Origin of the sequence: Burkholderia sp. NFPP32 (assembly GCF_900119325.1) — a bacterium.
Taxonomy (GTDB): Bacteria; Pseudomonadota; Gammaproteobacteria; order Burkholderiales; family Burkholderiaceae; genus Burkholderia; species Burkholderia pyrrocinia_C.
Window position 1 is genome coordinate 1632 of the sequence record NZ_FPJP01000037.1, and the last position, 20068, is coordinate 21699.

Here is a 20068-nt window from a genome sequence, read left to right on the forward strand (position 1 = left end):
GTCGACAGCGAAGTGATGGAGCTGTTAGCCGACGACAGACCGGTCGAGGTCGACGTGGACAGCGACGAGATGCCGGTCGAAGTCGAAGTGGACAACGAAGTGATCGAGCTGTTAGCCGACGACAAACCCGTCGACGTTGAGGTCGACAGACTGGTGATATTCGACGTCGTCGTGCTCGCGACTGCGTAGAGCTGGCTACCGTTGATCGCGTCGGTGCTGTTTGCACTGACGAGCCCTGCTGCGACGTTCTGGATACGACGCTCTGCGTTCACAGCACCGACGCTGACCACGCCGCCTGCCGAATTCGCGCCTGCATACGTGCCAAAGGTCTGACTACCGATCGTCGTATTGCTGACCGCACCCGTGCCGCCGGTCGTGGTGCCTGCGGCGGAGGTCGTGATCGAGTTGCTGCCAAGTGCAACCGAGTTTGCAACAGTCGCGCTCGAATTGACGCCGATTGCGATCCCCGACGTGGCGGCCGACGTAACTGCCGACTGCCCGCCGATCGCGATGCTGTCCGAAGCGGCCGACTGTGCGCCCTTCGTTGCGTTGCTGCCGATTGCGATCGAGCCCGCGCCCGACGCGATGGTCGAATTTGCCTGCGACAGCGGCGTCGTGCCGTTGCCGCCCGCACCGCCGATTGCGACCGAGTTCAACGCGTTTGCCGTCGAGCCGAAGCCGAGCGCGGTGGCGCCTGCGCCGCTCGCGGTGGTTTCGAGGCCGGCCGCGACGCCCCACAGGCCGGCCGACGACTGCATGCCGGTGGCGACGGCGCCGTTACCGGTCGCTTGCGCGAAGGAGCCGTAAACCGTGACGCCGGTCCAGCCGTTGCCGTTGGAGTTACAGCCGGCCACGATCGAATACGTACCGGAGCCGTCGCCAGCCTGGTTTTGCGTGCCACCCGGGTTAACTCGGCCGACTGCGCCGTTGCTTCCCGTAAAGCAGGTCTGCTGTGTGTTGAGCGTGTTGGCCTCGGCGAGCCCCGGCAGGCCGATCGCCAGTGCTGCGACTGCGGCGACCACGACGGCCGACTTGTTCGGCTTGCCCCGTGCCGAATCGATTTCCGATGCCGCGACCCAGGCGCCAAGCGCTTCGTTCCAGATCGAGCGGTATGTGCGGTTCATGTCCTGTTACCTCCAAATGTGCACGCCACACACCGGTCTCTTTTGTTAGAGGAATACTCCGTGCGCTCGCGCGAATCTCAAAATTGATGGGCGGAGTTTATTGGAGGCGCATTTATGAGATTGACAAACAGTGATAAATGAGGCGGCTTTAAAGTTAAAGAATGGTTAATGCGTCGTGTTTTGATGTATTTGCCGTGTATGCAAATGAAAGAATGTGAAAGGTGCATCGTATGATTGTGTCCTGCGTGGGGTGGCCCGCATGTTTTCATAAAAATCAATGACTTACTGACGATTTGTGCGATGGGTAACATAAAGAGGTGGTCAATAAGTAAGACAAATGAAATGGCAAACGTTTGCGTGCAGGTTGGCTCTTTCGATTCTGTAATGAAATGTCAGGCTTGAATCGATAATATGTTTACCTTAGTTTAAACCTCGTTAATTCTTAATTAATTGACGGTTTGTTTTTTGGGAGATTGATTATCTGTCGGTAAAGCCGATCTGGATTGCCGCATGTCCGGCTGTGCTGATTTGCGCATCTCGTCCGTCGTGGCTGCCCGTGTGGCGGGCGTTCCGGGCAAGCTGGCTCGTCGAATGTGTAAAAAATTGCTACAAAGCGACAGATAGTGTTCCTGGCATTCAACTATCGGATTTGTCCTATTGACGATATCGGTGATGTCGGTATGAGCGCGAAATGGGGAGGCGTGCCAGATAGTCGGGGAGACGGCTCCGCAGCGGCGCCCCACGCGGCGTCGACAGGTTGTTGAAGACCGCCGGTCAGCGCCGGGGATGACGCACCTGAAATGTCAGAATCGGCTGCGGCAATTTGCTCCCACGTCGGGGCGCGCCGAAGCGTCGGAGGCAAAATAGGGTTGGATGAGATGTATCGGGCGCGCCACATTCGGTCCACGGAAGTGAGCCGAAGCGGTCGCTCACCGCATGGAACGAGCTGGTTTCGAGCAGGAGGGGCGCCGATTCGTCCGGCATGCGGTGCGAGCGCTCCGGATCGAATCGGCCGCGGTGGCGACGGTCAACCCGCGCTGCGCGGACGCACGGCACCTCGCACGAAGGGGCCCCCGCATGACCTGCGGCCGCGCCGTCGACCTTACTTCTTGAGAAACCGCAGCGCGAACCGCGCCATCCGCGGCACGAACATCGGGCGCAGCAGGCGCTTGTCGTAACCGGCCATCCGCCGGTCGTTCTCGACCAGACACAGCTCGATCAGCTCGCGCGGGTTCAGCGCATCGCCGATGTCGGCGGTGCCGGTTGCCGGGAAGTTCGCGTCACGCGCGACGCCGTCGGCATCGATGCCGCGCGCGATGCCGATGCGGTCGCGGATCAGGTGCACCCACACGGCCGCGACGCGCGCGAAGAACCACGGCCGGCGCCACCACGGGATCGTGCGCCAGTACCAGGCGTACCAGTTCGCGAAGAACAGGATGTGGCGGCCTTCTTCCTGGATCACCGGCTCGAAGGTGTCGACGAGTTCGGGCGGGAAATAACAGGAGCGCTGCGCGGAGCGGAACAGGCCGAACGCGAAGAAGCTGTCGATGCATTCGCTGAAGCCCGTCATCATCCACGACCACTCGGGGTCCTTCGGCGCCGGGTAGGCCGGCTCGGGCGCGAGCCGGATGCCGTAGGCCGCGACGAGCTTCGACAATACGACCTTGTGGCGCGCTTCCTCGCCGCCGTCCATCTCGAGCGCGCGGCGCAGCAGCGGATCGCCGACCGTCGCTGCGTAGGTCGCCACGCGAATCGACGCGCGGCCTTCGGTTTGCACCGCGATGTCCCAGATCGGCAGCGACGTGAGCCGCCTGAGCTCGTCGGGCTTGAGCGCCGGCCAGTCGATCACGGCCGGCTTGTACGGGTTATGTGTGTCGAGCAGCATGCGACAGAACATCTGCTTGTGCGCATCGGAACCGATCCTGACCGGACCTTGACTCTCGAAGGTCCAGTTGCGCATCGCGTGATCTGCGGCTGCGTGCTCTTCCTGCAGCGTGTCAGTCATGGCTGTTGTTATGCGATTACGGGTCGAAAGATTCTTGCATAGCTTCCGTAAACGCGTATTTTTGTGCGGCCATGACCTCAAGACGTTCGAGTACGACCTAGCCCTGGAATCGGACAACCGCACGGCCATGCTCAAGGCGCTGGCCAAGCTGTACCCGAGGATCGCCAAGTCGTTGATTGCTGCCATCGATGCAGAAGTTGGCGACGCGGCCAAGGCCAAGGCATTGTTCTGCGGCATGTTCGAACGCCCGAAGAACAACGTCCAGAAAGGCAGCTTCGCCCAGTCTCTGGCACTCGTCATTTCGGACGACAAGGTGGCCTTCACAGTGCCAGCCTACATCCAGGCTGCTATCCAGCACGCTTGCAAAATGGAGGAGACCCCGAAGCTATGAGCGGGCTGACACCAGAGCAGCAGGAGGTCGTCGACGCGCCGATGGTGCCACTGTGCGTCATCGCTTGCGCCGGCAGCGGTAAGACCAAGACAGCCGTGCACCGCCTTGTGCGGATACGCCGCAATCTCGGCGAGGCGCGTGGCCGTGTGGGGCCGTATTTCCTCTTACGGGGCATTCGCTTCTATCGAGACGGTCGGCAACGGTCGGTGGGCGATCACCTCTGCCTCGGCGTGTGAGAGTCCAAGCGCTTGCAACAGCACGGTAGCGGCGCGCTCGGGGAAGTCTTCGTTACCAAACCCGAGTGCCGCGAATCCAAACGTCACAGGAGTGGCCGGCGCGGCGAACTGCATGTCCGCCGCGATCGCTGCCAGGACCGTGCCGCCAACTGCAAGGACAGACATCAGCGGATCCGCGACGCCAAACCGTCCGGCCGCGGCACCCATCTGCACATCCCGCAGGAGCCGCTGGCCGAGCCCGCGGCTGAGCGCACGCGCGGATAGGCCTTCCCGGATCAGAAATTGTCCCCATACAGGTTCGCGTCGCGCTCGCAGCAACGTGTGCCGTACCGACACCGAAATGATTTCTGCCGGATCAGACAAATCTGCGGCGCAACGGTCGAGTGAATCAGCGAAATCCTCGAACACCCAATCCACGAGCGCCGCGTAGATCGCATCCTGCGATTCGAAGTGGTTATAGAACGAACCACGGCCCACATCTGCGGCCTCGGTGATCTCGTTAATCGTCACACCTTCTGGCCCTTTTTCTGCCATTAGCCCGAGTGCAGCCTCAAGCAGTCGTGCGCGCGTTTCGCGCTTGCGGCGCGCACCGCGCGGTTCACGCTGCGGCGTGGCTGTTGCAGGCACGGACTCTGGAGGGCGCGTATCCGCACGGGGTGTCGGGGAATTCGGCATGACTTGTCAACGGTGAAAGGAAATCCGAGTATAGACTCAAGAGCCATAATTGACAAAACGTTCAGTTATGGCTTCAATGTCATACATCGGCCGAACCGAGCCGGACGAATCGATCAATGGAGTGCTTGTGGAGACAAATGCGCAGATGGGTGCCCAACCCGACGGTCGGCACCGCCCCGGTCGGGAGGTCATCAAAGACCTGCCTTCGAATGTTGACGTTCTGATCGTCGGCTTCGGTCCTGTCGGCGCCGCCGCAGCCAACCTTCTCGCGCGCCACGGAGTAAACGTGCTCGTCGTTGACAAGGCGACTGACATTTACATGGCCCCCCGGGCCATCGCGCTCGACAATGAAGCGCTGCGCATACTTCAGCTCGTAGGCGTGACCGAGCACGAGCTCGAAACCGTCGCAATCCCCTGCGTAAGGATGCGTTCACCACTACTGGGGGAGTTCGGTAAGGCCAACACACTGGGCAGCATCGATGGGCACCCGAAGCTCGTAACGTTTTATCAACCGGACCTTGAGCGATGTCTGCGGAGCCGCCTCCAGCAATACCCCTGCGCGCGTGCAGCGCTCGGAGTCGCGTTGCTCGGCATTGAATCAGGACCGGCGTCAATTGCAGCGACGCTGGATCTGGGGCTCGGGCGTATTCATGATGTTCAAGCGCGCTACCTGATCGGCGCCGACGGTGCGAGCTCACTCGTCCGTCAATTGATCGGGCAGGAATTCAAGGGCAAAACTTTCGTCGAGGACTGGCTCATCGTAGACGCACGCAACGTGCCGCGCCCAATCGACCACGTCGAATTCATTTGCGATCACCGACGGCCAACGCCGCACATGACGGCGCCCGGCGCACGCGAGCGCTGGGAATTCATGCTGCGGCCCGGCGAAACGCGTGAGGAGATGGAGTCTGACGCCCGCATCCGCGAGCTGCTCGCGCCGTGGGGCAATGTCGACAACATGGTCATCGAGCGCAAGGCGGTCTATCGCTTCCACGCGAGGACAGTCAAAGCGTTCAGCCAAGGGCGAGTGTTCCTCGCGGGCGACGCAGCACACATCACGCCCCCGTTTGTCGGACAAGGACTCGTCGCAGGGCTGCGCGACGCCGCCAATTTGTGCTGGAAGCTTGCATCCGTCATTCACGGGCACGCATCGCCACAGATTCTCGCCACTTACGATCAGGAACGTCGGCCGCATGTGAAGGCAATGATTCGCTTCGCCCAGCTCATGGGGAGGCTGGTGATGCCGCGCAACGCCGCAGTCGCGCTTGTCACTCACGGTCTGATGCGCGCAATGCGGCTTGTACCTAAGTGGCGAGCCTATTTCGAAGAACTGGAGATCAAGCCCAGGAATATCTGCCGGCGTGGCCTTTTCGTCGCGGGCAGCACTCGATCCGGACTGACGCGCGGCGCGCTCGTGCCGCAGGGTTGGGTTCGCGGCGCCAACGGCCGGACGTGCCTGAGCGACGACGTGCTCGGCCCGGGCCTCACCTTAATCGGATTCGGTCGCGACGCAGGCGCCGCGCTCGATGTCCGGACGGCCGCAGCATTCGCCGCCGCGGGCGGAACGGTTATCCAGATCGCGCATCGCGGGCAGCGGCTGCATCTGGCGGCGAACGGAGGTTGGGAGGATCTCGAGGGCGCATTTCTGCCGCGCGCCGCACCGTTTGGCTGGGCCGCCGTTGTGCGACCTGACCGAGTGGTAATCCATGACGGGCCGGTGGGCGAAGCGAGTCGTCTGATCGCCGAGAGCATGGCTTTGCTTGGAACGCCGATCGGCGCAATGCCACCTATCACCGAACCTGCTCAATCTTTCGTCTGAGGCCCTCGTCATGCAACTGACCACACCGCAACCGGCTCGCCATCCGCGCCCCACGACAAAAGCGTCGGCACTGGCGTATCTGATTTTTGATCGCCCGGATCTCGTCAAAGCCGAGCGGTTTCTGAACGACTTCGGGCTTCGTACCGTTTCGCGCGACAGCCAGCAGATGTTTCTGCGGGGAACGGGATCGACGCCATTCTGTTATGTCGTCCGGCAGGCGCCCAAAGCCCGCTTCGTCGGTTTCGGCTTACGCGTGAATCGCATCGAAGATCTGCAAGCGCTAGCGCGTGTGCCCGACGCATCGGACATCGAAGCGTCGGACTGCCCGGGTGGCGGCCACCGCGTGCGCCTCGTCGATCCATCCGGCTTTCGCGTCGATGCCGTGTTCGGGCAAGCGACGGCCAGCACGTTGCCGCATCGATCGCCTCTGGCCTTCAACACGGCAGATGTCGCCGCCCGCATCAACGACACGCAGCGCCCGCCATCTGGGCCGCCCGAGGTGATCAAGCTCGGGCACGTGGTGCTGGAGCTGGCAGATTTCCAGAAAACCTGCGCGTGGTACACGCAGCATTTCGGATTTATCCCAAGTGACGTACAGCTACTGCCCGACGGTTCGCCCGCGGTGACGTTCATGCGGCTCGATCTCGGTGCGACGCCGGCAGATCATCACACGCTCGCGCTGGCCCAGGGTTTCGCGCCGCTCTACAGCCATAGTGCTTACGAAGTCGTGGACGCCGATGCGGTCGGCATGGGCCAGCGCGTATTGCGTGACCAGGGCTGGACGCATGCATGGGGTATCGGGCGGCACGTCCTTGGCAGTCAGATCTTCGACTATTGGCAAGACTCCTGGGGCGACAAGCACGAGCATTACTGCGACGGCGATCTGTTCACATCGGATGTGCCCATGGGGGTGCATGAAGTCAGCCGCGAAGCGATGTCTCAGTGGGGACCGACGATGCCTCGCAGTTTTACCAAACCCAAATTCACGCCGGCCAGTGTGGCCGCGCTCGTCCGCAGTCTCCGACGCAGTCCTGACGTGACGGTAGGCAAGCTGAAAACGCTCGCCAAGCTGTTCGCATGACGCTGCGCCGATTCGTCCAGTTATTCGAGGCACATTCATGTCATTGCACATTCTGCACTACAGGCATCACGGCCACGCCCGGTGGGGCGTCATCCGGCAAGGTGTGATTACGCCGATTCCAGGCGAATTCGAGACGACGGCCGAGTTCGTTCGCGCAAACCGGATCGAGGCATTGTCCATGCTGTCCGGGCCAACAATCCAGGAATCGGAGGTGGAATGGCTCTCGCCTGTCACGCGCAATCAGCAATTCGTGTGTCAGGGTGCGAACTACCGGCAGCACATGATCGAATCTGGCATGGACCCCGATGCGAAGACGTTCAATATGATCTTCACGAAGGCGACGAGCTGTATCGTTCCCGCCGATTCGCACGTCGTACGGCCGCGACGAGTGCGCTTTCTGGATTACGAGATCGAATTGGGATTGGTGATGAAGCGAGACATCGTCACCCGCCAGCGGATCACCAACGCGGATCTGCACGAGTACCTCGCCGGCATCGTCATTGTGAACGACTACTCGGCGCGCGACGTGCAGATTCCTCAGATGCAGTTCTATAAAGGCAAGAGTTACCGGACCTTCGGACCAGTCGGTCCTTACCTTTGCATGCTGGAGGCTCATGAAATCCCGAAGCTGCAAGGACTGGACCTGACGCTGACAGTCAATGGGCAGGTCCGGCAGAAGGATTCGACGGCCAATCTCGTCTACGGACCAGCCGAGACACTGACCGAACTCTCTGGCGTGCATGACCTGCATGTCGGCGATCTGATTGCGACCGGCACGCCATCCGGCTGCGCATTGAGCGTTCCGTCGCCGGCGAAGCAGCGAATCGCCGGGCTGCTGCCCGAGGCCGCCAAATGGCGCATGTTCATGAAAATTCAGGCGGGCAGGAGCCAGTATCTGCAGACCGGAGACATCGTCGAAGCGCGCATTGCCAGCGCGGACGGACTGATCGATCTCGGCGTGCAACGCAATTGTGTCGTGGATGAGATCGCATGAACGGAATCGCCAATCAGACGGACGTCATCGCAATCGAGACGAGCGGTCCACCAGAGGATTTACCGGCCAGCACGTACGAGATGATCTGCCGCGGCGCTGCACTCGATCCGTCCGCTCCTGCGCTGTCGTTTTTCCTGCGAGCCGACGATCATCGCAACGTCGCGCGCTGGACCTATCGCGAGCTGGTTCGCGACATTACGCGCACCGCAAATCTCTTCACCCGTCTCGGCGTGCGTCGAGACACTGTGATCGCCTACATCCTGCCGAACTTGCCCGAGACGCATTTCGTGATCTGGGGTGGCGAGGCGGCGGGAGTGATATGCGCAATCAATCCGCTTCTTGAGTCGGTCGCGATCGCGGAATTGTTGAACGCGGCGAAGGCGGAAGTGCTGGTAACGCTGGCGCCGTTTCCTGGCACCGACCTGTGGTCAAAAGTGCAGTCCGTGCTCGATCGGGTCGAAACGCTCCGACATCTGGTTCTCGTCAATCTGGCTGATCGGGTGCGAGCGCCGAAGCGGCTCGTGGCGCGCCTGATGCAGCGTCGGGAGTGTGCGAGGTTACATGGCCCGGGCGGTGTACGCAGTGCGGTACCCGGGCGAATCGGGGTTCATGATTTCCGACGATCCGTCGCGCGGGAGTCGGGGGCAGCGCTTGATAACCGTCGTCGCTTCCATCCCGAGGACCATTCGTCGTATTTCTGTACCGGCGGTACGACCGGCTTGCCAAAGATCGCGATGCGCCGCCATGGCAACGAGGTCGCCAACGCCTGGAGCGTCGGCCAGTTTTTCGGCGCCGGCATCGGGCCCGGCAAAACAGTCTTCTGCGGCCTGCCACTGTTTCACGTCAACGCCGTCCTGGCGACCGGGCTCGTGCCGTTCTCGCGCGGCGCTCATGTCGTGCTGGGCACGCCGCAAGGCTACCGCGGCGAAGGCGTCGTCAAGCGCTTCTGGGAATTGGTCGAACACCATCGCATCAATTTCTTCAGCGGCGTGCCGACGCTCTATGCATCGCTGCTCGATGTCCCAATCGGCGGCAGAAACGTCGATTCGCTTGAATATGGCCTGTGCGGTGCAGCTCCGATGCCGATCGAAGTGTTTCGGACGTTCCAGGAACGCACCGGGATCCGGATTCTGGAAGGTTACGGACTAACCGAGGGCGCGTGCGTCAGCAGCATCAACCCGCCACTTGGCGAGCGTCGCCTCGGATCAATCGGATTGCGCATCCCTGGGCAGGCGATGAAGGCGATCGTCGTCGACGGCGACGGCCGATATGTGCGCGACTGCGTTGCGAACGAAGTAGGCCTGCTCGTGATTGCGGGCCCGAACGTCTTCGCCGGCTATGTACAGCCAGAACAGAACAGGGAACTCTGGCTGGAGTTGGGCGACGGTCTGCGCTGGCTCAACACGGGAGACCTCGGTTGTTACGACAACGACGGCTATTTCTGGCTCACCGGCCGCAAAAAGGATCTGATCATCCGCGGCGGCCACAATATCGATCCGGCAACGATCGAGGAGCCGCTACATCGCCATCCGGCGGTTCAGATCGCAGCTGCCATCGGGCGACCGGACGCGCACGCTGGCGAGTTGCCGGTGGCATACGTGCAGCTCAAGGCAGGCGCGCATGCCACAGAGGATGATCTCGCGGAATTCATGCGAGGCGAAATCGGCGAACGCGCCGCGCTTCCAAGGCAGATCCGGATCGTGGAAGCGATGCCGTTGACAGCCGTCGGCAAGATCTTCAAGCCGGAGTTGAAGCGACGCGAAACGGCCGATGCGCTTCGCTCCGCACTCTACGAAGCCGGCGTGACCGACGCTCGTGTCATGGTCGAAAACGACGCATCGCGTGGTGTATCAGCACATGTCGCACTTGCTGATCCGGCGCTAGAGGTGCAGGCAAGCGCGGTGCTGGGGCGCTTCCCGTTTGCATTCGTGATCGATGCGGCCGTGCAGTCTCCATTAGATGCACAAGCGGACGGCGGGAAAACCGAAATTGTGCGAAACGGATAAATCCGACATCTAGCGTCGTCTCAACTTCTGATTGAACAGTGATACTGCCGCAACGCGAGTTTCGGCGGTGCAGCCCTTGAGATTTAAGGCTGGTGGATCGCATGCGAAACCACTTAGATTTGGCAATTATTAATTTAGTAGTTCGAACTTAACAAGGAGGGAAGAAGCGAAAGAGTATCGAATGGTAGCTTGAATTCCCTACAAAACAAAAGACTGCCAACAGCAGATATCCGATAAGGCGATTGCGCCAAGCAGGCCAATTCACCAATGGAAGGAGACAAGATGGAAATCAGGAAGACATTCAGAACGGTCGGCACAGTGGCGCTTATGTGCGCCGCATCGTTTGCAGGTCACGCGAACGCGCAATCGAGCGGCAGTATGCAGTTAGGAGTCGGCTGGCTGCACGTCATGCCGCAGGGGAACGCAGATCCCATTGTCGTCGAAAGTGTCGCCGGCGCAACGGTGAATCAGCAGCAAGCTGGGACTGGAGCTCACGCTGGGGCATCGGACGCCGCAAGCCTGATGGCGGAGTACTTCGTCACCGACAATATCGGTATCGCGTTCTTGGCTGGCACGCCGTTTACGACGGACCTAATTGGCAACAGTTCGTTGGCCTCGTTCGGGGTGATCGGAAAAACAAAACCGCTGGCGCCCGTCCTCGAAGTTAGATATCACTTCCTTGCGGCCAATGCCAAGTTCAGGCCATTCGTCGGACTAGGCGTCAACTACACGTGGTACTCGGATACTCGCATCGTCAATCAGTCGTTCATCAATACCACATGCGGGCCCGGCTGCTCGACGCGAGCGTCGTTGAGCTCTTCGTGGAACCCGACGTTCGAACTCGGTGCAAACTATACGCTCAGCAAGCATTGGTCGATCAACGCGTCCCTGTCCTATATTCCGTTGTCGACCACGCTAACGACGAATGCCACGACCGCAACTGGTGTCGATATCGTGACGAAAATGCGCATCCGGGTAAATCCGCTCGTTACACATCTCGATATTGCTTATACGTTCTAGCAATCCCGGCATGCGTGTGCTTGTTGATCAAGCATTCATCGTCACCTGGGAGAAATTGCAAGGGCGGCGAGAAGCCAAATAGACAGCAAACTCGGTGCGACAAAGGGAAGTCGGCCGATGCTCTCGGTCTGCGACGACATTCTGAATCTGTTCGTCGTCGCGACTCTCCTCCTCCCTTCAGATGTCGCGTCCCAGCCCTGTGGACGCGACGCCCAACTGCCGTTCCGGCCGGCACTCTCCGGGCCCGAAAGTCGGCCTCAATCGGATTCGCAATTGTCCATAGCGAAGCCGGAGCACATTCAGTTGCAAAGCAACTTGTGCCGGCACCCAGCCCAAGTCCGTAGCCCGGACAAGGGGCGGCACGGGGGAGCCCTTTGCGCGTAGAGTTCCAGATGGCGGGCATAAAGCACCCCTTGGGGTGAGGATGATCGTTGGCATGAGTTGCGGGAAAATGTGGGCGAATGCGAGATAAATCACTTGTTCTACAGCTACCTCGGAGCGCCGACGACAACCGGAAGTACCGAACTACATTCTCGATTTCGAATACACGCTAGAGGAAAGAGGCTGGGTACATTTTCCGGCATCTTCGGCGCAGCGAACCGTTTTCTGAGTAATGGCTTTCGCCGATACGATTTCTAAACGACCCCGACACAAGCGCATCTGGCTAACGGGCTGAAGGAACAGCAGCCGGCAGTATTTCCGATACGGAGCAAGAGGACACGCATGCGTGTGCTCGGTGTCGAGCAAGCGACTTGATGTCCTGGGAACTCATTCATCAAGTCAAGCGGCGCGCATCGCCGGTCGCGTTGCAACTGGGGGGAATACGTACCATAAGCCGTCATCGTGTCGGAAGAAAAATATCGCCAACGATCGGTCCGGCTTGGTGGACTCAACACAGACGCAGCGTCCTTCGCGATATACCTTGTCGCTGAGCTGGAAGCGCTTGATGCGAATCGGTGACGTGTCGGAGGGGGCAAGCCACTTGTCGATCAACCTGCGCAAACAATACCCGTCGTAGTTCATCGCACTCTCCATGACCCGTCACCGCGACTCGACCACCTTGTGAGTCCGCACCTTGGCGCATGCGGTACCGCCAAGGCGCGGGTGCTCCGATTTGCCATCGGGTAACTTGACTTCCGGGCTGGTGTCGGGCAGTCATTATCAGTCGCATGACTTATTTATACAGTCATGCGACTGATATATCAATGTCGTGACGCCTAGGAAAATCACCTACCCGCCTGATAAATAGAAGAAATATAAACGGGGTCCGATCTTTGTATGCTCGATTGACTGGCAATTATCAGTCGCGTGACATATTCTTTATGACAAGGTGGTTGCTCGCCATGGTGGCTAAGGCGAGGACCGATGAACTGACTGCGATCGCTCGGTCGAGGGAATGTTGATATCTGAGCGGTTGGACCGTCCGAAGCGCACACCGGCGGCTGCCGGCAAGAGGTCAAAGATGAGGGAACTGACGATTGAGCTGACAGAGGCTAAAGAGTTAGCCGACGAGCCAAAGCGTCGCGGCAACAGAACGACACGAATCCCCGAAATCGTGGAGGCCGCGATCAATGTGCTCGCGCAGTACGGTAACGTTGGCTTCGCTTTGCGCCGCGTGGCAAGCGATGTTGGGATCCACCTGGCGACCTTGCAGCACTACTTTCCGACCAGAGAAGACCTTTTGCGAGCGGCGTTGGAGGCGGTGGCAACACGATATCTGATGCTCTATGAAAGTGTGGTCGACGACGATGATCTATCGCCGGAGGCTCGGCTGGATGCCATCGCAGATATCGTCTTTGACGAGTTGGTCAAGCGTGGTACGCACATTGCACCATTTTGCCTGGAAGTCTGGAGCATGGCCGAGCGCGAAGAATTTGCCCGAGACCTGATGGCAAGTTTCAACCGTCGATTCCAGGAGACGTTCGCCCGACTGCTGGCCAAAATCAATCGATCGCTTACACCCCGGGAGTGCGCGTTACGCGGTCGTCTGCTGTACTCCCATTTGGCCGGTTTGATCGTTTTAGTCCGGCCGGCACATGGCGCATCGTCAGACGATGAAGCACTTCGCGCTGCGACGAAGGCTGTCTGGAGGGCGCTCAGCTGCGCTTCACAGTAGCGCGGCACGAGAAGGTAATACAACGTAAATGACCCACTAATGATGGGGGAGACACATGTACGCACCTATTCAACAGTTGTCGTCCGATCCACAAGGTTTCGAGCGTCTGACATCGCAGCGGCTGTGCGAGGCGTTTGACGGCGAGCGGTTGGAACTCGAGTCTTCCCGGAATCGGTTTGAGCCGGTCGGAAAGATTACGCGTCGCCGATTGAGTAGCATTGAAATGCTGCGTTCCGAGGCGGCGATTTCCAATCGTCCGTTCGGAATCCGTCGAGATTCGAAAAGCGGCAGGGGCGGGCAGGACGAGTTAATTCTAGTCGTCGTTCTGGCAAGTCAACTGTCATGTGAAATCGGGAATAGCTACTACACTTTGGCCGAGGGCGACATTGCGCTCATCGGCCCGGAGCACCCTGGCCGGTTGGAGTTCTCGGCAGGCTTTGATGGGCTATGGGTACGTCTTCCGAAAATTGAATCACACATTAGACGCGTGATCTTTCAGGATGCGGTAGACCGAAAATTCGATAGCCGGCACGGGATCATGCATGTGCTGTTGAGAACGCTGCTGACCACATACGAGTCGGCGAATTCGATTGCAGGGGATAGCGTCCCGTGGCTGGAGAGTAGCTTGCTGGATCTCATCGCGGCGGCGGTAAGCGCCAGTTCGATCGTGGCGAGAGAGGGGCATGCAACGACATATAGCCGCGCGACTCTGCAGCGGATCAAATCGCACATTGTCGCCAGGTTGCACGACGACACCCTTACCCCATCTTCCATCGCAAGCGCCATGGGCATAAGCGTTCGTCGCCTGAATGAACTCTTCGCTCAATGTCAGACGACGGTAACAGAGTGGATCATCGCGGAGCGACTCGAGCGATGCAGAAAACGATTGCTTCTTAGAAGCCAAGTCAGGGAAACAATTTGCCAGGTTGCGTACGAAGAAGGATTCAAGAACATTAGCCACTTCAATCGAGCCTTCAAGAATCGATTTGGCGAAAGCCCAGGCCAACTGAGAGATCGTATCCGCCGCGAAGGCCTTCCGTCAGTCGACGCCGAAAGGGGCGGCCAGCTGGAAGTCATGTGAGCATCTGTATGCCCGTGCCCGTGCCCGTGCCCGTGCCCGTGCCCGTGCCCGCGCTGACGCGCCCTGTTCCACCGCGCGAACGCGCTATCAACTAAAGTTCGTCGCTCTCTGCGGTATGACGCTCGTCATGCCGTCACAACGGGCATCCGTCCCAACGTTCCCACTCTGCGGCCGGCAGCATCGTCCATCGATGCTGTCCCGCGAAGCATCGCCATGTGATCCGAGGATGTCGCTGCCCGACAAGCAAAGCTTTTCCGCGCTGTGAGCAAAGGTGGGCAGTCCGCGAACGCCTATTGTTCCCGTAACGGAAATGCGCGCGACGCTCACACCAACGGCCGCATACCGCAATAAGAGCCGATGCTTCGCCATGGGCAACTATCTAGGAGACGCAAGTGCCTGATACCACCATTCAAGGCTACCCTGCTTCTGCGCTGTTCGACGAAGAGGCGGGGACGATCAGTCCACTGGTCTACTCCGACCAGGGTATCTACGAGCAGGAGCTGGACCGCATCTTCGGGAGGTCGTGGCTGTTCATCGCTCACGAGAAACATATTCCCAAGACCGGGGATTTCTTCTCCACGTATATGGCGGAGGATCCCGTCGTTGCAGTTCGGCAAAAGGACGGGTCGGTCGCCGTCTTGCTCAATCAGTGCCGTCATCGCGGCATGAAGATTTGCCGTGCGGACCAAGGCAACGCGAAGGCATTCACATGCAGTTACCACGGCTGGGCCTACGGGATTGACGGCGCTCTCGTGAACGTCCCGTCAGAGGAGCACTACGGGCCGTGCTTCAACAAGGAAGAATGGCCTGCAAGGCGCGTTCCTCGAGTTGAAAGCTACAAGGGCCTGATCTTCGCCAACTGGGACGAGCATGCACAATCGCTGAAAGAATCGCTCGGCGAAGCCGCACTGTATCTGGACGCACTGCTCGATCGGTCGCCTACCGGTACGGAGCCGATCGGCGGGATCTACAAGTGGGTCATCCCCTGCAACTGGAAGCTTGCCGCTGAGCAATTCGCCAGCGATATGCACCACGGGGTCATGTCGCATGTGTCGGTGCAAGTTGCGACAACACCGGAGTATGCGGGCAAGGAACTGCCGCTGCCGGGGCGTCAACTGTTATCGGACCAAGGACACGGCACGGGATTTTTCCTGGCCCCGGGCCTTCACGAAGACTGGATTGTGTCGCAGGCTGGCCAGCGCGAGCCGGGATACGATTCGGCGGCCCTTGCTCAGCGGCATGCCGCTCACAACGCTGGCGTGAGCGCGGTGACCGCGCAACACATGACCGTGTTTCCCACGTTCTCATTCTTCGGGGGCGTGCACAGCTGCCGCGTCTGGCATCCGCGTGGCCCTGGCGAAATCGAGGTCTGGGCGTTCTGTTTGGTCGACTCCGACGCTTCGCCTGCGGAGAAGGAGCAACTCCGGCAAGCCACGTTGCGTACCTTCTCGCCGGCAGGAACATGGGAACAGGACGACGGCGAGAATTGGGTCGAGATCCAGCGTGTGCTGCGCGGACACCAGGCACGCCGTACCACCATGAGCATTCAGATGGGTAAGGATGTGAATCCCGCCGCGGATCCCGCGTTCCCCGGCACTGTCGAGGGCTGCTACAGCGAGGAGGCCGCACGGCGACTCTATGGCCACTGGCTCAAGTTGATGTGCATGCCGACGCAACACGATACGTGCGCCAAGGAGGCCGGCCATGGTTGCTAACGAAATCGCCGCGACGCGCGCGAGCGCCGTTTCGGCGGCAGAACACTTTGCGATTGAACAGTTCCTCTTTCTCGAAGCCGAGCTTCTCGACGACAGAAACATCGCGGAGTGGATCGAGCTGATGGCCGACGACCTCCGTTATGTGATGCCGATCCGCCGCAACGTGGGGCCGCGCGAGCGAAAACTGGAATGGACCAGTCCTGATGAACTCGCGTACTTCGACGAAAGCAAGGAGAACCTCAAGCTTCGTCTGCGCAAACTCCAATCGGGCGCTGCATGGGCCGAGGAGCCGCCGTCTCACACGCGGCATCTGATTACGAACGTACGCGCAAGCGCTGCCGGGCAGGGTGAATACCTCGTCCGCTCGAACTTCCTCGCGTATCGCGGCAGGTCGGAACGGCAGACCGACTACCTGGTCGGGGAACGCCATGATCGCCTGCGCTGCGTCGATACGGACGCGGGATTTCAGATCGTCAGTCGGCGCATCTTGCTCGATCAGACGACGTTTCTCGCGAACAACCTCAGTTTCTTCCTTTGAGGGTGAGCGCAATGTCGTTTACCGATGTTTGCTCAGTATCGGACGTCCCGAGCGACGCCGGGTTGAGGATCGACACGGGACCCGAGGCGGTCGCCGTGTTCAAGATCGACGGCGATTTCTATGCGATCGAGGACAAGTGTCCGCATGGAGACTGGTCCTTGTCAGACGGCTATCTGGATGACGGCCTGATCGAATGCAGCCTGCATATGGCGAAGTTCTGCGTGAAGACCGGGAAGGTCTGTGCGCCGCCGGCGATACGCGACGTCAAAGTGTTTCCGATCAAGGTGGTGGGTGACCGGGTACTGATCGATCTTGAACCTGAGGCCGGCATATGAAACAGCCGCTTGCGATTGTCGGTTCGGGCCTCGCCGGTGTACGCGCGGCGCAGACGCTTCGTGCCAATGGGTATAGCGACAGAATCATCTTGGTCGGCGAGGAGGCCCAGCATCCGTATGAACGACCTGCGTTATCCAAGGAAGCACTGTGCGGGGGCGCTCCGCCGGCGCTGTGCTCGACGGAAGACCTGAATACGTTGGAGCTTGACTGGCGTCGAGGGGCGCGCGCGGTGTCGATTGACGCAGGCGTACTCGCGCTTGACGACGGTACGTCGGTGGCAACCGACGGCATTTTGCTGGCGACCGGCGCCCGGGCTCGCAAGGTTGACTTGCCCGGCGTGTCGTTGCCAGGCGTCCATACGCTACGCGCGCTGGATGATGCGTTCGCGCTTCGAGACGCGCTAGCGGCGCAGAGCGAGATCGTCGTCATCGGTGGTGGCCTGATTGGGTGCGAGGTCGCCAGCACCGCGCGGAAGGCAGGGCATGCGGTCACTGTCGTCGAGTCTGGCGAGGAACTGATGGAGCGTGCGCTCGGGCGAATGATGGGGCTTTGGGCGCGGGTCCAACTCCAGCAACTCGGTGTGGTCATTCATCGATCCGCGACGGTCGCTTCGATCGAAGGCCATACACGGGCGCGTGGCGTGAGATTGTCGAACGGCGCGTACTTGCCGGCTGACGTCGTTGTCTTGAGTGTGGGAGCCCAGCCATGCGACGAACTCGCACAAACCGCAGGTGCGGCGTGTATGCGCGGCGTGGTCGTCGATGCCGCGGGCCGCAGCACCATTCCCGGAATCTTTGCTGCCGGTGACGTTGCCTCGTGGCCGCTCGTAGAAGGCGGACGACGCTCTCTCGAGAGTTTTCTCAACAGCCAGGCACAGGCGGCCGTCGCAGCATGCGCAATGATCGGGCGCGTGAACGAGCAGCCTCAGACCGCGCTCTCGTGGACCGAAATCGCCGGGCGAAAGATTCAACTTGCAGGCGATCTCACCGGCTCGGGAGAGATGCTCATTCGGGGCGATGAGACAGGCGCGTCCTTTTCCGTATTCCGCGTATCGAATGGACGGGTGGCAGGTGTTGCGACAGTCGACGCCCCGCGTGAATACGCGACGGCCAAACGGCTCGTCGAGTCGCGAATCGCGGTTCAGACCGATCTGCTGGCCGATTCCTCTACCGAGCTTCGCAGCTTGCTTAGCTACAAGGTGAACTAAATGAAAAAACTGGAAAACCAAGTCGTGCTGGTGACAGGAGGCGCATCTGGCCTGGGCCGCGCCATCGTCGAACGGTTCGTTTCGGAGGGCGCGCGGGTGGGCGTGCTTGACCGCTCGGCTGATCGGATCGCCGAAATCCGTGATGCACTCGGTGATGCTGTGATGGGCTTCCAGGGCGATGTTACGTCGTATGAGGACAACCTTCGCGCAGTGAATGGATTGGTCGCTCAGTTCGGCCGCCTGGATTGCGCGATCGGGAACGCCGGGATTTGGGATTTCAAGACCGCACTGGTCGACCTCTCGGAAGACAAACTCTCTTCAGCGTTCGACGAATTGTTCGCCGTGAACGTGAAGGGCTATCTTCTGCTCGCCAAGGCCGCCTTGAAAGCGCTGGCCGAAAGTCGCGGGAGTCTGATCTTCACGGCATCGAACGCGTCGTTTCGGTCGGACGGTGGCGGCGTCCTCTACACGGCCAGCAAGCACGCAATTCGCGGCATCGTTACGCAACTCGCTTTCGAATTGGCGCCGTTCGTCCGCGTCAACGCCGTTGCTCCGGGGGGAATGATCACGAACCTCAGCGGCGTGAAGTCGCTCGGACTCTCGGAGGCCACGATTCCGGCGGAGCCGTTCGTCGAAATGGCGCGCCATGTGGTGCCTATCGGTCATCTGCCGACTCCGGCCGACTACACCGGCGCCTATGTTTTCTTTGCGTCGCGCGAAGACAACGTGCCGGCGACGGGAACGGTCCTGCAACACGACGGCGGGTTGGCCGTTCAAGGATTTATCGATTGCCGCGGCGGAGCCGGCTTGCTCGAAAAACTTTCAATCAATCAGGAGACAGTCGCATGAAGGTGCAATCGTTGGGTTATATCGGAGTCGAGGCTTCCGACTTGTCCGCCTGGAAACGGTATGCGACCGAGTTCCTGGGCTTGATGCCAGGAGAAAATGGCGCGTCCGGCGATCGCTATCGTATCGATAACCGTCTCTGGCGGATTTCGGTTGAACAAGGTGAGCGCGATGACATCGCCTATGCCGGATTCGAGCTCGAAGGGCCGGAAGCACTCGTGCGAATGGCCGAACACCTGCGGGAACTGGGTTACAGCGTCGAAAGCGACTCCGGCGAGCTCGCGCGCAGCCGGCAGGTGCGCGGGCTGGCACGTTGCGCCGATCCGTCCGGCTTGCAAGTGGAACTGTACTGGGGCGCGACCGAGCGCGGCGAAGCACCGTTTCGATCGGCGGTGGTCGACGGTTTCGAAACCGGCGACCAAGGGCTTGGGCATATCGTGCTGCTCGTTCCCGACGTCAAGGCAGCACTCAAATTCTACTGCCAGGGATTGGGCTTCAAGCTATCCGACATCATCACGATGCCGATCGGTCCCGACCGCACGCTCGAACTGCATTTCCTTCATTGCAACCCGCGGCATCACACGTTGGCTTTCGCCGAAATGCCGGCTCCAAAGCGCCTCCAGCACTTCATGTTGCAGGTGCCGTCGATCGACGACGTCGGCTTCGCGCTCGATCGCGCAGAGCAACAGAGCGTGCCGGTCACGATGACGTTGGGTCGCCACACCAACGACCAGATGGTCTCCTTTTACGCGAGAACGCCGTCAGGGTTTGAAGTCGAATACGGCGCGGGAGCGGTGAGCGTCGACGAGTCCTGGACGGTAGTAAGTCACGATCGGATCAGCCTGTGGGGCCATCACCGTACCGGCCAGTGAGATTGG

General features: G+C 60.2%; 19 protein-coding genes. 15 read left to right on the forward strand and 4 right to left on the reverse strand.

From position 1 onward, the window contains the following. Positions 1 to 1124 (reverse strand): ESPR domain-containing protein (locus BT264_RS37635; RefSeq protein ID WP_256260762.1); only part of this gene is annotated, 1124 nt, incomplete at its 3' end. A 1102-nt stretch (positions 1125 to 2226) separates the two neighbouring features. After that, on the reverse strand, positions 2227 to 3129 hold the full coding sequence (locus tag BT264_RS35035; protein ID WP_072445185.1) for an aminomethyltransferase: 903 nt from the start codon (positions 3127 to 3129) through the stop codon (positions 2227 to 2229). Between the two features lie 34 nt (positions 3130 to 3163). Here BT264_RS35035 and BT264_RS35040 point away from each other — a divergent pair, with 34 nt between their 5' ends. After that, positions 3164 to 3520: a hypothetical protein gene (locus BT264_RS35040; protein ID WP_177318447.1), complete on the forward strand. Its 357-nt coding sequence runs from the start codon at positions 3164 to 3166 to the stop codon at positions 3518 to 3520. Beyond that, positions 3517 to 3756, forward strand: coding sequence for a UvrD-helicase domain-containing protein (locus BT264_RS40635; protein WP_072445184.1), 240 nt, complete (start codon positions 3517 to 3519; stop codon positions 3754 to 3756). The genes BT264_RS35040 and BT264_RS40635 overlap by 4 nt, the downstream gene beginning before the upstream one ends. On the opposite strand, the gene BT264_RS35050 is transcribed toward BT264_RS40635, so the two are convergent. Then, a complete protein-coding gene (locus BT264_RS35050; RefSeq protein ID WP_072445183.1) occupies positions 3685 to 4431 on the reverse strand; it encodes a TetR/AcrR family transcriptional regulator in 747 nt (248 codons plus the stop codon). The genes BT264_RS40635 and BT264_RS35050 overlap by 72 nt on opposite strands. A gap of 145 nt (positions 4432 to 4576) precedes the next feature. Here BT264_RS35050 and BT264_RS35055 point away from each other — a divergent pair, with 145 nt between their 5' ends. From BT264_RS35055 to BT264_RS35075, 5 genes are all read left to right on the forward strand, one after another. Continuing rightward, entirely contained in the window at positions 4577 to 6250 is a 1674-nt protein-coding gene (locus tag BT264_RS35055) for a bifunctional 3-(3-hydroxy-phenyl)propionate/3-hydroxycinnamic acid hydroxylase (RefSeq protein ID WP_072445191.1), read from the forward strand. A 10-nt stretch (positions 6251 to 6260) separates the two neighbouring features. Beyond that, a complete protein-coding gene (locus tag BT264_RS35060; protein ID WP_072445182.1) occupies positions 6261 to 7331 on the forward strand; it encodes a VOC family protein in 1071 nt (356 codons plus the stop codon). Positions 7332 to 7368: 37 nt separating this feature from the next. Then, positions 7369 to 8325 carry a fumarylacetoacetate hydrolase family protein gene (locus BT264_RS35065; protein ID WP_072445181.1) on the forward strand — a complete coding sequence of 319 codons (957 nt, stop codon included), beginning with the start codon at positions 7369 to 7371 and terminating at the stop codon, positions 8323 to 8325. Further along, positions 8322 to 10331 (forward strand): acyl-CoA synthetase, encoded by a 2010-nt coding sequence (locus tag BT264_RS35070; RefSeq protein ID WP_072445180.1) that lies wholly within the window; start codon positions 8322 to 8324, stop codon positions 10329 to 10331. Before BT264_RS35065 ends, BT264_RS35070 begins: the two co-directional genes overlap by 4 nt. Positions 10332 to 10613: 282 nt before the next feature. Continuing rightward, positions 10614 to 11351, forward strand: a complete 738-nt coding sequence (locus BT264_RS35075; RefSeq protein WP_072445190.1) for an OmpW/AlkL family protein — start codon at positions 10614 to 10616, stop codon at positions 11349 to 11351. Positions 11352 to 12131: 780 nt separating this feature from the next. Here BT264_RS35075 and BT264_RS35080 read toward each other — a convergent pair. After that, positions 12132 to 12374 carry a hypothetical protein gene (locus BT264_RS35080; RefSeq protein WP_072445189.1) on the reverse strand — a complete coding sequence of 81 codons (243 nt, stop codon included), beginning with the start codon at positions 12372 to 12374 and terminating at the stop codon, positions 12132 to 12134. A gap of 439 nt (positions 12375 to 12813) precedes the next feature. Between BT264_RS35080 and BT264_RS35085 the strand changes: the two genes are divergently transcribed. The 8 genes from BT264_RS35085 (at position 12814) to bphC (ending at position 20062) form a co-directional block, all read left to right on the forward strand. Beyond that, on the forward strand, positions 12814 to 13467 hold the full coding sequence (locus BT264_RS35085; protein WP_072445188.1) for a TetR/AcrR family transcriptional regulator: 654 nt from the start codon (positions 12814 to 12816) through the stop codon (positions 13465 to 13467). Between the two features lie 55 nt (positions 13468 to 13522). After that, positions 13523 to 14548 (forward strand): helix-turn-helix domain-containing protein, encoded by a 1026-nt coding sequence (locus tag BT264_RS35090; RefSeq protein WP_072445179.1) that lies wholly within the window; start codon positions 13523 to 13525, stop codon positions 14546 to 14548. A gap of 392 nt (positions 14549 to 14940) precedes the next feature. Beyond that, on the forward strand, positions 14941 to 16263 hold the full coding sequence (locus tag BT264_RS35095) for an aromatic ring-hydroxylating oxygenase subunit alpha (protein WP_072445178.1): 1323 nt from the start codon (positions 14941 to 14943) through the stop codon (positions 16261 to 16263). Continuing rightward, the gene (locus tag BT264_RS35100; RefSeq protein WP_006752838.1) at positions 16253 to 16801 is read left to right on the forward strand and encodes an aromatic-ring-hydroxylating dioxygenase subunit beta; all 549 of its coding nucleotides are present in this window, start codon (positions 16253 to 16255) and stop codon (positions 16799 to 16801) included. The genes BT264_RS35095 and BT264_RS35100 overlap by 11 nt, the downstream gene beginning before the upstream one ends. Positions 16802 to 16812: 11 nt before the next feature. Next, a complete protein-coding gene (locus tag BT264_RS35105; RefSeq protein ID WP_072445177.1) occupies positions 16813 to 17136 on the forward strand; it encodes a bifunctional 3-phenylpropionate/cinnamic acid dioxygenase ferredoxin subunit in 324 nt (107 codons plus the stop codon). Then, positions 17133 to 18344: an NAD(P)/FAD-dependent oxidoreductase gene (locus BT264_RS35110; protein WP_072445176.1), complete on the forward strand. Its 1212-nt coding sequence runs from the start codon at positions 17133 to 17135 to the stop codon at positions 18342 to 18344. Before BT264_RS35105 ends, BT264_RS35110 begins: the two co-directional genes overlap by 4 nt. Beyond that, complete coding sequence (gene hcaB, locus BT264_RS35115; protein WP_072445175.1) at positions 18345 to 19193, forward strand: 3-(cis-5,6-dihydroxycyclohexa-1,3-dien-1-yl)propanoate dehydrogenase; 849 nt, start codon at positions 18345 to 18347, stop codon at positions 19191 to 19193. It begins immediately after the preceding gene. Beyond that, entirely contained in the window at positions 19190 to 20062 is an 873-nt protein-coding gene (gene bphC, locus BT264_RS35120) for a biphenyl-2,3-diol 1,2-dioxygenase (protein WP_072445174.1), read from the forward strand. Before hcaB ends, bphC begins: the two co-directional genes overlap by 4 nt. Positions 20063 to 20068 lie beyond the last annotated feature (6 nt).

Coding starts and splice junctions, on each gene's coding strand:
- BT264_RS35035 (WP_072445185.1), bottom strand. CDS start 3,129: ATGACTGACACGCTGCAGGAAGAGCACGCAGCCGCAGATCACGCGATG.
- BT264_RS35055 (WP_072445191.1), top strand. CDS start 4,577: ATGGGTGCCCAACCCGACGGTCGGCACCGCCCCGGTCGGGAGGTCATC.
- BT264_RS35105 (WP_072445177.1), top strand. CDS start 16,813: ATGTCGTTTACCGATGTTTGCTCAGTATCGGACGTCCCGAGCGACGCC.
- BT264_RS35060 (WP_072445182.1), top strand. CDS start 6,261: ATGCAACTGACCACACCGCAACCGGCTCGCCATCCGCGCCCCACGACA.
- hcaB (WP_072445175.1), top strand. CDS start 18,345: ATGAAAAAACTGGAAAACCAAGTCGTGCTGGTGACAGGAGGCGCATCT.
- BT264_RS35065 (WP_072445181.1), top strand. CDS start 7,369: ATGTCATTGCACATTCTGCACTACAGGCATCACGGCCACGCCCGGTGG.
- BT264_RS40635 (WP_072445184.1), top strand. CDS start 3,517: ATGAGCGGGCTGACACCAGAGCAGCAGGAGGTCGTCGACGCGCCGATG.
- BT264_RS35100 (WP_006752838.1), top strand. CDS start 16,253: ATGGTTGCTAACGAAATCGCCGCGACGCGCGCGAGCGCCGTTTCGGCG.
- BT264_RS35080 (WP_072445189.1), bottom strand. CDS start 12,374: ATGAACTACGACGGGTATTGTTTGCGCAGGTTGATCGACAAGTGGCTT.
- BT264_RS35050 (WP_072445183.1), bottom strand. CDS start 4,431: ATGCCGAATTCCCCGACACCCCGTGCGGATACGCGCCCTCCAGAGTCC.
- BT264_RS35075 (WP_072445190.1), top strand. CDS start 10,614: ATGGAAATCAGGAAGACATTCAGAACGGTCGGCACAGTGGCGCTTATG.
- BT264_RS35070 (WP_072445180.1), top strand. CDS start 8,322: ATGAACGGAATCGCCAATCAGACGGACGTCATCGCAATCGAGACGAGC.
- BT264_RS35090 (WP_072445179.1), top strand. CDS start 13,523: ATGTACGCACCTATTCAACAGTTGTCGTCCGATCCACAAGGTTTCGAG.
- BT264_RS35110 (WP_072445176.1), top strand. CDS start 17,133: ATGAAACAGCCGCTTGCGATTGTCGGTTCGGGCCTCGCCGGTGTACGC.
- BT264_RS35085 (WP_072445188.1), top strand. CDS start 12,814: ATGAGGGAACTGACGATTGAGCTGACAGAGGCTAAAGAGTTAGCCGAC.
- bphC (WP_072445174.1), top strand. CDS start 19,190: ATGAAGGTGCAATCGTTGGGTTATATCGGAGTCGAGGCTTCCGACTTG.